Genomic DNA, 13,819 nt, shown 5'->3' on the forward strand with positions numbered 1-13,819 from the left:
ATGAGACGCATCCTGGCCGCACTGCTCGCGGCTCCGCTGGCGCTGCTCATCGCGCCGACCGCGGCGCAGGCCGCGCCGGATCCCGACCTGAGCATCGAGTCCGTGACGCTGAACAAGACCGGCGTCGCGGTCAGCGGGCTCAACACCGTGCCGATCACGGTGACGGTGAAGGGGAAGTACGACACCGGCTCCTCGACCGACGCGAAGGTGCCGGTCAACGTGATCCTGGAACGCACCGGCGGTACCGGCCAGTTGCAGCAGATGCTCTCCACGAACCTGGTTCGCAACGAGACGGCCGGCACCTGGAGCGGACCGCTCAACGTCCCGTCGACGGCGAACGGCACCTTCAAGGTCACCGGCGTGATCACCGGCCCGTTCTTCCCGCCGAACCCGCCGATGTACGACGCGACGCCGTACGCCGGCCCGTCGGTCACCGTCACCGGGACGCATCAGCCGAAGGTCACCGCGGTGGTGACGCCGAAGGTGGTGCCGTTCAACCAGCCGTACACGATCAAGTGGGCGGTCAGCGACGCGCAGACCGGCAAGCCGTACGGCAGCCGGATCCGGGTGGAGCTGGGCGTCGACAGCAGTTGCGTCGAGTATTTCGGCCCCGGGTACACGAACCTGACCGACACCAACGGCGTCGTGACGAAGGCCTACCCGGGACAGGCGCACATGCCTATCACCTGCCTGCTGCTTCCGGGCACGCCGGACGCGATCGGTTGGCTCTCGTTCGTCCCGGCCCGGCCGGCCATCGTGTCCGCGGCGCCGTCGAAGACCAGCGCACCGGTCGGCACGATCGTCCCGGTCAACGGTTCGGTCAGGGGCGGTCCGTTCAACTGCCCGGTGCAGCTGCAGCGCTTGTACGGCGCCTCGCAGTGGCGGACCGTCGGCTCCGCCGCGGTGCGGCAGTCCGGCCGGTTCACGCTCAACGCGCAACCGGCGTACAAGGGCCTGATTCCCTACCGGGTCTCGTTCCCGGCCTGCCGGAACTACGTCGCGGGCGTCAGCAAGGCCTTCTACATCCGCGGAACCTGACCTGTTCGGGCGGCTGAGTTAGGCTTACTTAGGTAGACCTAACTTATCCGCCCGAGAGGACCGTGGTCGAGTGACCAGCCCCGCACCCCGCCGTAGCCGCGTCTGCAAGCGCGCCGTCGTCCTGAGGACCGAGCGGATCACCCCGCACATGATCCGGGTCGTGCTGACCTCCGACGACTTCGCCGACAACGGCTTTTCCGACCACTACGTGAAGCTGCTGTTCTGCAAGGACGGCGTCGAGTATCCCGAGCCGCTGGACATGGGTGTGGTGCGGGAGACGTTCCCGGCCGAGCACTGGCCGACGATGCGGACCTACACCGTCCGGAGCTGGGACGAGGCGACGCAGGAACTGACCATCGACTTCGTCCACCACGGCGACGAGGGCGTCGCGGGTCCGTGGGCGGCGTCGGCGCAGCCGGGTGACGTGCTGTGGTTCAACGGTCCGGGTGGTGCGTACACGCCGGACGAGGCGGCCGACTGGCACCTGCTCGTGGGTGATGAGAGCGCACTGCCAGCCATCGGTGCCGCGGTTGAGCAGCTGCCGCCGGGTGCGCGTGCGACCGTCCTGATCGAGGTGGCGGACGAGACCGAGGAGCAGAAGTTCGGCGGCTCGGGCGAGGCCGATGTGCAGTGGTTCCACCGCGCGACCGCCGACGGTGAGCGCGGCGACGGTCTGGTCGCGGCCGTCGAGGCCCTCGACTTCCCGGACGGTACGCCGCAGGTGTTCGTGCACGGCGAGGCCGGATTCGTGTTCCGGATCCGCAAGAACCTGTTCCAGGAGCGTGGACTCGGCCGGGACCAGGTTTCGCTGTCCGGCTACTGGCGGCTCGGCAAGAACGAGGACGGCTGGCAGGCGGAGAAGGCTGAAACCGCCCGCCAGCAATCTTCCTAGAGCCCTCGGATGTAGAACACCGGGCTGACGCCGGTCAGGTAGTGCCTTTGGCACGCTGCGAAGTAGACGCGGTATGGGATCAAACCTTTGTACGCCGGTTGCGCGGACACCGTGTAGCGTCCGCTCAGCCGCACGTTCGCGGTGCTGACCTGCCTCCACTGCGAAGCGCCGTACAAGCGCTGCAGCAGGACCGGGCAGTTGACCGGCGGGCCGAGCACGCGACCGTTGACCGGCACCACCGTGCCGACGGCTGCGCTCGCCTTGGACGGCACGGCCGACACGACGCCGGGCCGGAGGACGAGGAGACCGAGGCCGGCGATGTCGAGCGGAGTGCTCTTGATCCGCAAGCAGTTGGTCCATTCGCCTTCACCGGACGGGTACAAGTGGGTGATCAGACCGGCGGCCGTCGTCAGCACGTTGACCCCGCCGGCCTCCTCGCCGCACTGGTTGTCGACGCCGAGCAAGGCGCGGATGCGGGTGCCGTAGGGCTTGCCGGTCGTCCGGTCGGTGATCGCCCAGGTGATCGTGTAGTTGGGGCCGAACGGCACCACGGCCGGTGTCACCTTGGCGGTGATCTTCGGCTGGTGCGTGCCGGTGATCGTCAGCGTCGGGCCGTCGACCGGTGTCGGGTCGGGCAGCATGCCGCCTGCTTGCCAGGTGAAGTACGGGCCGTACGAGACGCCGTACACCTTGTAGGTCCCGTTCGCGGTGGACGAGATGTGCACCGGACCGGACCAGACCCCGTCCTGCACCGTGCCGGAGGTGCGTGGCAGATCGGTCGAGAGCAGCTCGGTCATCGGGCCGGTCCCACTGATCCGCTTGATGTAAACGAGTAGTACCAGGTTCTCGTCGTCCGGGTTGGTCGTGTTGTATTTCGCTGCGACGGTCAGCTTGACCGGGACGGTGTTCAGTCCCGAGACCGCGATCGTCGTTCGGTCAGCTGTGACGCTCGTGACCGTCAATTTGGGATCGATCGCAGCGTCAGCCGCTGTGATCCCAGTCCCCACCACTGCCGACGCCAAAAGCGCCGCAACCACTCTGTGCCCCCACATGTAAGCAGAGTGACACTCTGCAACGTACCTGACTAGACCTCAACTACCCCGGCGCTCAGTCAGTACGTCGATCAGTGTGCCGGCCTGGTTCGTGGGGAGGACCCAGTCCTCGCCGTTCGCCTGCAGGATCACGGCCGGGCCCTTGCTGGCGACCGCGTGGGTGACCGCGATCGGGAACTTGAGCCGTTCTGCGCCGGAGAGCGAGAACTCGTAGCTGCCGGTGATCGCGGTCAGCGGATAGGTGCGGAACTGGTGCTGGGCGCGCGGGACCGGGTGCGACTGGACGGTGACCGAGTCCGCGCCCACGAGGACGGCGGCGAGCGGGATGCCACGGAGCCGGAAGACCAGTTCGTACGGCGTACCGGCGAGCTCGGGGACGAACGGGACCAGCAGCGCACGGTCGGCCGCCCGCGCCAGGACCAGTCCGGCGATGATCCCGAGGATCAGGCCGGGCAGCGCGAGGATCGCCGGCCACCAGACCCCGACCGCCAACGGGAACAGCGTCACCGTCAGACCGGTGAGGCCGCCGAACAACCCGGCGACGCCGAGCCACCACCGCGGCTGGTACCGGTGCCGCCGCCGCAGCACGAACCCGACCACCAGCATCGCGACCGGCACAACACACCCGATCCACGCGCCCACTGGACCGGTCACCGCGATCAACGCGACCACCACCAGCAGGACGAGAGGAATGCCCAAGTACGTCGCCGCCACGATCCGCTGAACCCGCCGATGCCGACTCTCCACGGCAGAACCCAAGCACAACTCTGCCGAAGCACCTACCGGTGACCCGGCCTCAGCCCAGCTCGGGAGACTGCCCGGAGCGACCTCGCGCCGAGCTCCCGCGCCGTGCGGCGGTGCTGCTTCCTGCTTGCGTGGTCTGAGTCGGCGCCTCGCTCGGATCGAGTCCGGCGACCCGCCGGGCCTCCTTCAACTCCGGCGAGAGCATGGTCTGGGTCGGTCCACCCGGTCGCTCCTCGGCGATGTGCTTGAACACCGGCACCATCATCTCGGGCATCGGCTCGTACTTGCCGAGATCCGGGTCGGTCAGCATCGACCGCTGGTTCCACACGTCGGGCGGGCACTTGGTGAAGTCGAGCTGGTAGTTGGACAGCTCGGAGACCTGCTGCATGAACACCTTGGCCGTCCGCCCGTTGCCCTCCCGCTGCGGATGCGCCTGGTTCACGTAGGCGTGGACCTCCGCGGCCTTCTCCGCGAACTGGTCCCGGTCCATCGACGGCCAGTCGGCGGCCTCGATCATCTTGGCGGCATCGTCCAGGTAGCGGTCGATCTGGCCCAGCTCCGCGAACCCACCCGGACCGCTCTTGGCCAGCGGGACCGTCCGGCGTTGGCCGGCCCACTCGTAGACGTCCTGGAAGAGATGCGCGTGGATCGCCTCCACGTGCTGGGCGTCGTACGTCCGCGGGATCTCCACCTCGCCGGACTCCAGCTGGAGTTGGCGGCCCGCCGCCGCGGTGTACTCCTTGTCCTTCAGTTTGTCCTTGTCACGCTCGCCGAACTTGTTCTGCAGCGTGTCCTCGTGGGGCGGCGGGTAGGCATACGGGTCCGATGCCATCGCTCAGCCCTGGTCCGCGGCGCGCCGGCGAGCGGCGGCGTCGGCGCGGCGAAGGTACTCGTCCTGGTCGATGACGCCGCGGGCGCGGTCGGCGAGGTTCTCGACGTCCTCGCGGTTCGGCTCCCAGCCTTCGTGCCAGGCGTTGGCGAAGGACTGCAGAACGGCACGCCGCTGCACGTCGTCGAGCGGGGCGAACAGCTCGGGCCAGCGCTTCTCGATGTCCAGCTCGTCGGCCATGCCTCCAGTCTACGAAAATCCAGGTGCATCGACCTCGAATCACCTACTGTGCCGAAGGTGATCGAGATTCCCGCGAGGCTTGTCCGGAATCACAGCGAGAAAGCGCCTGACTGGTTGGCGGGGCTGCCCGGGGCGGTCGAGCGGTACGTCGGTGAGTGGCAGCTGACCGTGTCCGGCGACCCGTTGAGCGGCGAGGCGTCGCTCATCCTCCCCGTCGTACGGCGGGACGGGACTGCGGCGATGCTGAAGCTGCAGAGTGTCAACGACGAGTCCGAGAGCGAGGCGCTCGCGCTGCGGACGTGGAACCACGACGACGTCGTCGAGGTGCTCGAGGACGACCCGGAGACGTCGACGCTGCTGCTGGAACGGCTCGAACCGCGCACTCTCGACGACCTGCCGGACGACGTCGAGGCGACCCGGATCCTCGCCGAGCTCCTCAACCACCTGAGCGCCGTACCCGCGCCGCCCGGCATCCGCCACCTCGCGGACATCGCCGCCGGGATGATCGAAGACGCTCCCCGCCTGATCCCGATGCTCGCGGACCCGGCCGAACAGGCGCTGGCCTGGAGGTACGTCGCACAGGTGACCGAGTTGCTGCCGGAACCCGGCGACCGCCTACTGCACTGGGACCTGCACTACTACAACGTGATGGCTGCGAAGCGGCAGCCGTGGTTGGTGATCGACCCGAAGCCGCTGGCCGGCGACCCGGCGTTCGAACTGATGCCGGCGGTGTGGAACCGGTGGGACGATCTGGTCGCGACCGGCGACCTCTCGCAGGCGATCCGCGACCGGTTCGCTCTCATGCTCGAGGTGACCGGCATCGACCGCGATCGTGCGCTCGGGTGGACCGCGGGACGGATCCTGCAGAACGTGCTGTGGTTCACCGCCGACGGCGATACCCGGATCGAGGCGGAGCTGAAGGCGGTATCGGATGCCCTGCTCGTGTGATTACATGATTACGTGACTACTCCGACGCTGTACGAGTGGGCTGGCGGGCACGAGGCGCTGCGCCGGCTGACCGAGGTGTTCTACCACCAGGTGCTCGAGGACCCGATCCTCGCACCGGTCTTCGCGCACATGAGCGAGAACCACCGCGAGCACGTGGCGATCTGGCTCGGCGAGGTGTTCCGCGGCCACAGCCGGTACACCGACGAGCTCGGCGGCTACCCGGCGATGCTGTCGCACCACATGAACCTCGAACTGACCGAGGAACAGCGGTCGCGCTGGGCCGCCCTGATCGCCAGCAGCGCCGACCCCGCCGGCCTCCCGAGCGACCCGGAGTTCCGGTCCGCGTTCGTCGCGTACGTCGAGTGGGGCACGCGGATCGCACTGGCGAACTCCCAGCCCGGCGCGACCCCACCGCCGAAGGCCCCGGTACCGCACTGGGGCTGGGGCGAGGCCCCGCCGTACCAGCCTTAGCGGTTCCAGGTCCGGCGGGCGTGGCGGACGATCATCAGGACGACGGTCGCCAGTGCCGCCATGCCCGCAACGATCCCGACGATGACGGCCACGGTGCGTCCGGCGCCGAACGTGTCCGCGACGAGGCCGGCCAGTACACCGACGAGGACCGCCACGATCACGCTGACGAGCAGCGCGATACTCGACACGTACTGCGTGGCCGGTATCTGTTTCCTGGTGCTCCCGTAGGTCTGCAGGAGGCCGGCGATGTCCTCGCGGTGCCCGGTGATGAAGTACTCCTCGAGCTCGGGCGCGATGGCGAGATAGCCCCGCCGCAAGCGGTTCATCCCGATCACCAGCTCGACGTCCTCGCCGTTGAGCTGTACGAGGCGGATCACGGTGGCCACGCCGATGACGATCAGCAACGGGATGACCAGCAGCGCGAAGATCTGGAACCCGACACCGAAGTCGGTGCTCTGCGCCACCAGGGCGAGCGCGACCATCGTCGCCGAGACCACCGTCACGAACCAGCTGGCGCGGCTGAAGCTCTCGCTCCACGCCAGGCTTCGGGTGGCCAGCAGGCTCCAGTGCTCGGTGGACAGGATCTGTGCGCGCACGCCGGCCGGGACGGCGTCCGTGGGCTGGTCGTCGGCGTCTGGCATCTCGGCCTCCTCGGAAGGTGCGGTGCCGTCAGTCTGGCCGATGAAGGGGCTTTGCTGACCGGGCAGACACCCGCGAGCGAGCTGACGGACTAGCGGTTGGATACAGTCGCGGTTCACGATGAATCCGCCTGGCGGGGATGCGAGGGTGAACCTGTGACCGCTCAGCTCGAGTATCCCGAGGTTCAGGACAGTACCGCGTTGTTGTCGATCCAGGGCCTGTGGAAAGTCTTCGGGCCCAAGGCGCAACGCGTTCCTCGTCGTCCCGACCTGGCGGTGCTCGACCGCGCGGATCTGTACGCGAAGACCGGCTGTACGGCGGCCGTTCGCGACCTGAGCTTCGACGTCGCACCCGGTGAGGTGTTCGTCGTGATGGGGCTGTCCGGTTCGGGCAAGTCCACGCTGGTCCGCTGCCTGACCCGGCTGATCGAGCCGACGGCCGGACGGCTGCTCTTCGAGGGCGAGGACCTGCGCGCGGCCGACGAGAAGCGGCTGCGCGCGCTGCGGCGGAGCAAGTTCTCGATGGTGTTCCAGCACTTCGGGCTGCTGCCGCACCGCAAGGTGATCGACAACGTCTCGTACGGCCTGGAGATTCGCGGCGAGAGCAAACCGGACCGGCGGCGCCGCGCTCAGGAAGTCATCGACCTGGTCGGCCTTTCCGGCAACGAGCACCTGTACCCCGAGCAGCTGTCCGGTGGCATGCAGCAGCGGGTCGGTCTGGCGCGGGCGCTCGCGAACGATCCCGACGTACTGCTCTTCGACGAGCCGTTCTCCGCGCTCGACCCGCTGATCCGGCGCGAGATGCAGACCGAGGTCGTCCGGCTGCACCGCGAGGTCGGCAAGACGATGGTGTTCATCACCCACGACCTGTCCGAGGCCCTGAAGCTGGGCGACCGGATCCTGTTGATGCGCGACGGCGCCGCGGTCCAGCTCGGCACCGGCGACGAGCTGGTCGGGGCGCCGGCCGACGACTACGTGCGCGAGTTCGTCCGCGACGTCCAGCGGGCCGACGTACTGACCCTGCGATGGATCGCCCGGCGGCCGCGCGACGGCGAGCCGTTGGACGGACCCGAGCTCGGTCCGGACGTCCTGGTCCGCGAGGCGACCCGCCTCGTGCTGGAGGCCGACCGGCCGGTCAAGGTCGTCTCGAACGGCACACTGCTCGGTGTGATCGGTGACGAGGAGATTCTCGCCGTCGTCGCGGACAACTGATGGCCGCCATCACGAGCGACGTGGAGGTCGAGGTACGCCGGCCTCGGCGCAGCGTGGTCGTCGGCGTACTGCTCGTCTTCTGGGTTGCGGCGTACTTCGTCCTGCGCGGGATCGACACCCTTGTCCTCGGCGGGCAGGAGACCACCGCGCTGCATCGCTGGCTGACCGACCACCGCGACGACGTCGGTCAGGGCAACGTGTTCTTCGACGCGATCCGGATCGCCGTCGATCACCTCGTCGTACTGCTGCAGAGCGTCATCTCGCAGCCGTCGTTCGACCGGCCGGTCCCGGTGATCGGGTGGCTCGGGGTGGTCGCGATCTCGGCGTACTGCGCGTGGGCGTTCGGCAACTGGAAGGTCGCCGTACTGACCGCCGCCGGGCTCGGCTTCGTCGGGTTGCAGGGGTTGTGGCAGGAGAGCATGGACACGCTCGCGCTGACCGTAGCGGCCGTGCTGCTGTCGTTGCTGGTCGCGATCCCGCTCGGAATCTGGGCCGGCTTGTCGAACCGGGCGTTCCGGGTCGCGACGCTGGTGCTCGACCTGATGCAGACGCTGCCGACGTTCGTGTACCTCGCGCCGTTGACGCTGTTCTTCGCGATCGGGCCGGCCGCGGCGACGATCGCGACCTTGATCTACGCGGCGCCGCCCGCGGTCCGGCTGACCGCGCACGCGATCCGCTCGGTGCCGCCGGAGAGTGTCGAGGCGGCGCGTTCGCTCGGTTCGACCCGCGGTCAGACGTTGCTGAAGGTCCTGCTGCCGATGTCGCGGTCGACCGTTGTCGTCGGCATCAACCAGACCATCATGGCGGCGCTCTCGATGGTGACCGTGGCCGCGCTGATCGACGCGCCGGGCCTCGGTCAGACCGTGCTGAAGGCACTGCAGACGCTCGATGTCGGCGTCGCGTTCAACGCCGGGCTGGCGATCGTGGTGATCGCGATCGTCCTCGACCGAGTGACGACCGCGGCGGGCGACCGGCCTTGGCGTACGGCGAGTGTGCGGCGGAAGGTCCTGCTCGGCGCGGGCGCTCTCGCAGTGCTCGTCGCTGTCTGGTTCTCCCGCACCTACGTGTGGGCGGCCGAGTTCCCGTCGGACGTGAACGTGGGTTCGCGGATCGCGATCGTCGCGTCCGATGTCACTGCGTGGGTGCAGGACGTCTTCGGCGGGTTCACGTACGGCTTGCGGGACGCGGTCACCATCGGTCTGCTGAACCCGCTCGAAGCGCTCCTGACCGGGTCGCCCTGGTGGCTCGTCAGCGCGGTCATCGTTGCGTTGGCCGGCGTACTCGGAGGTTTGCGGGGCGCCGTGCCCGCGGCGGTGTGCCTCGTGTTGCTGGTGGCGACCGGCGTGTGGCAGGACAGCATGGTCACGCTGGCGTCAACGTTGCTCGCGACGGTCGTGGTCGTGGCCGTAGGGCTTGCGCTCGGTGTGTGGGCCGGGCGGAACCGCCGGGTCGACACCTGGATCCGTCCGGTGCTGGACGCGGGGCAGACGATGCCGCCGTTCGTGTACCTGGTGCCGTTCCTGGCGTTGTTCGGGACGAGCCGGTTCACCGCGATCGCGGCCGCGGTGGTGTTCGCCGTACCGGTGACCACCAAGATCGTTGCGGACGGCATCAGGGCGGTGCCGGTCGCGACCGTCGAGGCGGCGAACTCGGTCGGCTCGAGCGCCTGGCAGGTGATCAGCAAGGTGCAGTTGCCGGTGGCCCGGCGGGCGATCACGCTCGCGGTCAACCAGGGGCTGATCTACGTGTTGTCGATGGTGGTCGTCGGCGGACTGGTCGGCGCGGGCGCGCTCGGGTACGACGTGGCCGCCGGCTTCGCGCAGAGCGAGTTGTACGGCAAGGGGCTGGCCGCCGGGCTGGCGATCGTGCTGCTCGGCGTCATGCTCGACCGCATCACGCAGGCGGCAGCGCGCCGTACTCAGAACTTCCAAAACAGAGGAGACAAGCGGTGAAGAAACTCCGGTACGCCGGTGTGCTGACGGCGGTCGCGCTCGCGCTGGCCGGGTGCGGTGGGGAGAAGGTCGGCGCGGACCAGCCGGCGGCCGGGGGGAAGGACTGCGGCACGTTCAACCTGACCGTGAGCCCGTGGGTCGGGTACGAGGCGAACGCCGCCGTGGTGGCGTACGTCGCGACCAAGGACCTCGGCTGCACCGTGGTGAAGAAGAACCTCAAGGAGGAGATCGCCTGGCAGGGCTTCTCCACCGGCGAGGTGGACGTGAACCTGGAGAACTGGGGCCACGAGGACCTGAAGAAGAAGTACATCACCACCGACAAGGTCGCGGTCGAGGCCGGCTCCACCGGGGTCAAAGGCGTGATCGGCTGGTACGTACCGCCGTGGATGGCCGCCAAGTACCCGGACATCACCGACTGGAAGAACCTCAACAAGTACGCCGCTCTGTTCAAGACGTCGGAGTCCGGCGGCAAGGGGCAGCTGCTCGACGGCGACCCGTCGTACGTGACGAACGACGAGGCGCTGGTGAAGAACCTGGCGCTGAACTACAAGGTCGTGCAGAGCGGCAGCGAGACCGCGCTGATCCAGGCGTTCCGGGACGCGGAGAAGAACAAGCGGCCGCTGCTCGCGTACTTCTACGAGCCGCAGTGGTTCTTCAACGAGGTCAAGCTGGTGAAGATCAACCTGCCCGCGTACAAGGCCGGCTGCGACGCCGACCCGGCGAAGATCGCCTGCGACTACCCGCCGTACGACCTCGACAAGATCGTCTCGAAGAAGTTCGCCGACTCCGGTAGCCCGGCGTACGACCTGGTCAAGAACTTCAAGTGGACCAACGAGGACCAGAACGCCGTCGCCCGCATGATCGCGGTCGACAAACTCACCCCCGACCAGGCGGCCGAGAAGTGGGTCAAGGACAACCAATCCAAGGTCAACGCCTGGCTCGGACGGCGTTAATGCTTCCCTCGCTTTGCTCGGGAAGTAATTCGGTCCACGTCGAAGCGTTCACCTGGCGGCAGCGGTACGCCGATCTGCTGACGTAGCGCTGCCGCTTCGGCGAGCAGTTCGAGGGCGCGGCCGGGATCCTCGGCCGCGCCGGCCAGCCCTTCGAGGGCGAGTGCGATCGCCCGCTGGTCACCGAACCGGCGGGCGAGCTCCAGTGCGCGCTGGTGCAGCGTGCGGGCGGTCGTGAGGTCGCCGCGCTGTTCGGCGATGTAGCCGAGTTGGTTGGTGATGAACGCGATGCCAGGGGTGCCGCCGATCTGCGTCAGCCACCTGAGCCACTTGGTGAAGTGCCGCTCGGCGTCGTCGAGGCGGCCCTGGCGGCGCGCGGCCAGGCCGAGGCCGACCTCGGCGTACTCCTCGGCCGACTTGTTGGACTGCTCGATCGCCAACTGCCGGGCCCGCTCGTGCAGCTCGTCGGCCCGCGCGTAGTCGCCGGTCAGCAGCGCGATCCGCCCCAGGCCCGCGGTGCGGAACGAGACCTCCGCCCACAACCCGAGATCCTCCGCACGCCGGACCGCGTCCTCCAGGTACGCCGTGGCGGTCGGATAGTCACCACTGATCTCGGCGGCCACGATCAGCGCGTACGTCGCCTGCAGCCGGCCCCAGTCGTCGTCGAGCGCGTCGAACAGCTCGAGGCTCCGCAGGCTGTCCCGGCGCATGGCGCCCAGATCCGCACGCACGATGTGCAGCTGCGACCGGGTGCTCAGTGCCGCCGCGAGCCCCCAGCGGTCGCCGCGTTCGGTGAACGCCTCGATCGTCCGGTCGATCCGGGTGAACAGCACCTCCGCGTCGCCGTACGCCCATCGGGTCATCGTCAGGAACCAGAGCGCGCGCGGGTCGTCGCCGACGGCCCGCAACGCTTCCTCACCGGCTTCTGCGACATCGGTGGCCTGGGCGTCGGTCGCCGCCATGCCCGCCAGCCAGACCATGGCCTGCGCCCGGAGCGCCGGCTCCTGGTCGGGCAGTGCGAGGGCGGCGGCGAGCGTACGACGTGCTTCGCCGAGCCGGCCGCGCAGGTACCGGTACCAGGCGAGCGCCGTCGCGAGCTCGAGTGAGGGCGGGGCCGCCCGGAAGTTCGCTGCCTCCTGGTCGAGCCGCAGCAGCCACTCCCGCTGGCCGGGGCCGTGCAGGTCGGCCTGGCGCGCGAGCGCGAGGTAGTACGCCGCGTGCCGGTTCCGGACTGCCGTCTCCTCGCCGGCCTCGCTCAGCCGCTCCAGACTGTAGGCAGCGACAGACTCGAGCAGTCGATACCGGCCGCCGCTCGCCACCACCAGCGACTTGTCGACCAGCGCCAGCAGGAGCTGTTCGGGCAGATCGCTCACCTCGGCAGCGGCCTCCGGTGAGAACGTGCCGGCCTGGACCGCGAGTCTCCGGAGCATCTGGCGCTCCTCCGCGTCCAGCAGGTCCCAGCTCCAGTCGATCGTCGCCCGCAGTGTGCGCTGGCGCTCCGGACCACCCTTGCCACCGGTCAGCAACCGGAAGCGGTCGTCCAGACGCTTGGCCAGGCCTTGGACGCCCAGTGCGCGCACACGGGTTGCCGCCAGCTCCAATGCGAGCGGGATGCCGTCGAGCCGTTCGCAGATCGCAGTCACGTCGTCGGTGACACCAGCCCGGGCCTGGAACAGCTCTTCTGCGGCTGCTGCTGTCAGGGGCGGCACGTCGAGCACACGCTCACCAGTCAGGCCGAGAGGCTCCCGACTGGTCGCGAGTACGCGTAGACCGGGAGCTGCTGCGAGCAATCGCCGTACGAGGTCTGCCAGGTCCAGGTGCTCGCAGTTGTCGAGGATGAGCAGTAGCTGCCTGCTGCTGAGTGAATCGAGCAGCCGCGGGAGGAGGTCGGTTGACTCGTCGCGGAGACCTAGTGCGGTGGCCAGCGCGTCCAGTACGTCGCCCTGCCGCAGCGGAGCGAGCTCGACCAGGCAGGCGTTGGTCGCGTTGCGGCCGAGCTCCAACGCCAGACGCGTCTTTCCGACTCCACCGGGACCGACCAGCGTCATGAGCCGGTTGCCGGCCAGTTGCTCCTGCGCCTCGGCCAGCGTGTCCGCCCGGCCGATCAAATCGTTGAGCGGTTCCGGGAGTGCGGTCGGGCGTCGGAGCGACGGCTCGTGCCGGAGGATCGCCTGATGCAGCTCGGCCAGCTCGGGTCCGGGGTCGGCACCGAGCTCCTCGGCCAGCGCGGTCCGAAGCTCGGCGTACTGGTCGAGCGCCTCATGCTGGCGCCCTGCCCGGTAGAGCGCCTTGAGGTGTACGGCGTGCAGTCGCTCGTCGAGAGGGCGCTGCTGGACCAGCGCGATCGTCTGTCGCAGTACGTCGTCGCCGCGGTCGGACAGTTGCTCGATCGCCGTGAGGTACAGGTCCTCCAGGTGCTCGCGGGTCGCTCGGGCGAACTCGTGGTCGGCGTACGGCTGTCCACGCCACAACGCGAGCGCCTCCGGTAGCCGACCCGTCCGAACGTGCTGCTCGAAGAGGTTGCTGTCGACAACGTCTGCGGTCAGCGTGTAGCCGGCCGGGCCGTGCTGGACGAGGCTGCGAGCGCCAGGCTCGGCACGGTCCAGTGTGGTGCGCAGTTGGGACACGCGGGCCTGCAGCGTGCCGGTCGCGTTGCGCGGCGGTCGGGTGCCCCACAGGTCGTCGATCAGCCGGTCCGCGCTGACAGGCCGGCCCTGGTTCGCCAGCAGGTCGAGGAGCAGCGTCCGGACCTTCGTGTCGGGTACTGCGACCGGTACGCCGGTGTCCGTCCGCACGAGCAGCGGCCCGAGCACCCCGAAGTACATACCCGTAGTAAACCCGTAGCGGGTTCTT

General features: G+C 68.8%; 13 protein-coding genes. 7 read left to right on the plus strand and 6 right to left on the minus strand.

All coding sequences use genetic code 11. From position 1 onward, the window contains the following. On the plus strand, positions 1–1,038 hold the full coding sequence (locus OHB24_RS11615; protein ID WP_327638983.1) for a hypothetical protein: 1,038 nt from the start codon (positions 1–3) through the stop codon (positions 1,036–1,038). Positions 1,039–1,108: 70 nt separating this feature from the next. After that, complete coding sequence (locus tag OHB24_RS11620) at positions 1,109–1,930, plus strand: siderophore-interacting protein (protein WP_327638984.1); 822 nt, start codon at positions 1,109–1,111, stop codon at positions 1,928–1,930. Here OHB24_RS11620 and OHB24_RS11625 read toward each other — a convergent pair. The 4 genes from OHB24_RS11625 to OHB24_RS11640 all read right to left on the minus strand — a co-directional run bounded on the left by OHB24_RS11625 (position 1,927) and on the right by OHB24_RS11640 (position 4,795). Next, positions 1,927–2,892 (minus strand): hypothetical protein, encoded by a 966-nt coding sequence (locus OHB24_RS11625; RefSeq protein ID WP_327638985.1) that lies wholly within the window; start codon positions 2,890–2,892, stop codon positions 1,927–1,929. The genes OHB24_RS11620 and OHB24_RS11625 overlap by 4 nt on opposite strands. Before the next feature lie 129 nt (positions 2,893–3,021). Continuing rightward, positions 3,022–3,729, minus strand: a complete 708-nt coding sequence (locus tag OHB24_RS11630; RefSeq protein ID WP_327638986.1) for a hypothetical protein — start codon at positions 3,727–3,729, stop codon at positions 3,022–3,024. Positions 3,730–3,778: 49 nt separating this feature from the next. After that, on the minus strand, positions 3,779–4,558 hold the full coding sequence (locus OHB24_RS11635; protein WP_327638987.1) for a Fic/DOC family protein: 780 nt from the start codon (positions 4,556–4,558) through the stop codon (positions 3,779–3,781). A 3-nt stretch (positions 4,559–4,561) separates the two neighbouring features. Next, a complete protein-coding gene (locus tag OHB24_RS11640) occupies positions 4,562–4,795 on the minus strand; it encodes a hypothetical protein (protein WP_327638988.1) in 234 nt (77 codons plus the stop codon). Positions 4,796–4,822: 27 nt separating this feature from the next. On the opposite strand from OHB24_RS11640, the gene OHB24_RS11645 reads away from it, so the two are divergent. Together OHB24_RS11645 and OHB24_RS11650 are read left to right on the plus strand one after the other, a co-directional pair. Continuing rightward, positions 4,823–5,743 carry an aminoglycoside phosphotransferase family protein gene (locus OHB24_RS11645; RefSeq protein WP_442913989.1) on the plus strand — a complete coding sequence of 307 codons (921 nt, stop codon included), beginning with the start codon at positions 4,823–4,825 and terminating at the stop codon, positions 5,741–5,743. A 12-nt stretch (positions 5,744–5,755) separates the two neighbouring features. Next, entirely contained in the window at positions 5,756–6,214 is a 459-nt protein-coding gene (locus tag OHB24_RS11650; protein WP_327638990.1) for a group II truncated hemoglobin, read from the plus strand. Here OHB24_RS11650 and OHB24_RS11655 read toward each other — a convergent pair. Beyond that, positions 6,211–6,855, minus strand: coding sequence for a hypothetical protein (locus OHB24_RS11655; protein WP_327638991.1), 645 nt, complete (start codon positions 6,853–6,855; stop codon positions 6,211–6,213). The genes OHB24_RS11650 and OHB24_RS11655 overlap by 4 nt on opposite strands. Positions 6,856–7,008: 153 nt before the next feature. On the opposite strand from OHB24_RS11655, the gene OHB24_RS11660 reads away from it, so the two are divergent. The 3 genes from OHB24_RS11660 to OHB24_RS11670 are packed head-to-tail and all read left to right on the plus strand — an operon-like array spanning position 7,009 to position 10,969. Continuing rightward, positions 7,009–8,064, plus strand: coding sequence for a quaternary amine ABC transporter ATP-binding protein (locus OHB24_RS11660; protein WP_327638992.1), 1,056 nt, complete (start codon positions 7,009–7,011; stop codon positions 8,062–8,064). Next, positions 8,064–10,016: an ABC transporter permease gene (locus OHB24_RS11665; protein WP_327638993.1), complete on the plus strand. Its 1,953-nt coding sequence runs from the start codon at positions 8,064–8,066 to the stop codon at positions 10,014–10,016. Before OHB24_RS11660 ends, OHB24_RS11665 begins: the two co-directional genes overlap by 1 nt. Beyond that, positions 10,013–10,969, plus strand: a complete 957-nt coding sequence (locus tag OHB24_RS11670; RefSeq protein ID WP_327638994.1) for an ABC transporter substrate-binding protein — start codon at positions 10,013–10,015, stop codon at positions 10,967–10,969. Before OHB24_RS11665 ends, OHB24_RS11670 begins: the two co-directional genes overlap by 4 nt. Here OHB24_RS11670 and OHB24_RS11675 read toward each other — a convergent pair. After that, entirely contained in the window at positions 10,966–13,791 is a 2,826-nt protein-coding gene (locus OHB24_RS11675; protein ID WP_327638995.1) for a BTAD domain-containing putative transcriptional regulator, read from the minus strand. The two genes, OHB24_RS11670 and OHB24_RS11675, sit on opposite strands and share 4 nt — an antisense overlap. Positions 13,792–13,819: the final 28 nt, after the last annotated feature.

The organism is Kribbella sp. NBC_00482 (assembly GCF_036013725.1).
GTDB lineage: Bacteria > Actinomycetota > Actinomycetes > Propionibacteriales > Kribbellaceae > Kribbella.

What these genes read in the sequence shown, in the direction of transcription:
- OHB24_RS11655 (WP_327638991.1), bottom strand. Translation starts at nt 6,855, where the DNA reads ATGCCAGACGCCGACGACCAGCCCACGGACGCCGTCCCGGCCGGCGTG.
- OHB24_RS11665 (WP_327638993.1), top strand. Translation starts at nt 8,064, where the DNA reads ATGGCCGCCATCACGAGCGACGTGGAGGTCGAGGTACGCCGGCCTCGG.
- OHB24_RS11675 (WP_327638995.1), bottom strand. Translation starts at nt 13,791, where the DNA reads ATGTACTTCGGGGTGCTCGGGCCGCTGCTCGTGCGGACGGACACCGGC.
- OHB24_RS11615 (WP_327638983.1), top strand. Translation starts at nt 1, where the DNA reads ATGAGACGCATCCTGGCCGCACTGCTCGCGGCTCCGCTGGCGCTGCTC.
- OHB24_RS11640 (WP_327638988.1), bottom strand. Translation starts at nt 4,795, where the DNA reads ATGGCCGACGAGCTGGACATCGAGAAGCGCTGGCCCGAGCTGTTCGCC.
- OHB24_RS11635 (WP_327638987.1), bottom strand. Translation starts at nt 4,558, where the DNA reads ATGGCATCGGACCCGTATGCCTACCCGCCGCCCCACGAGGACACGCTG.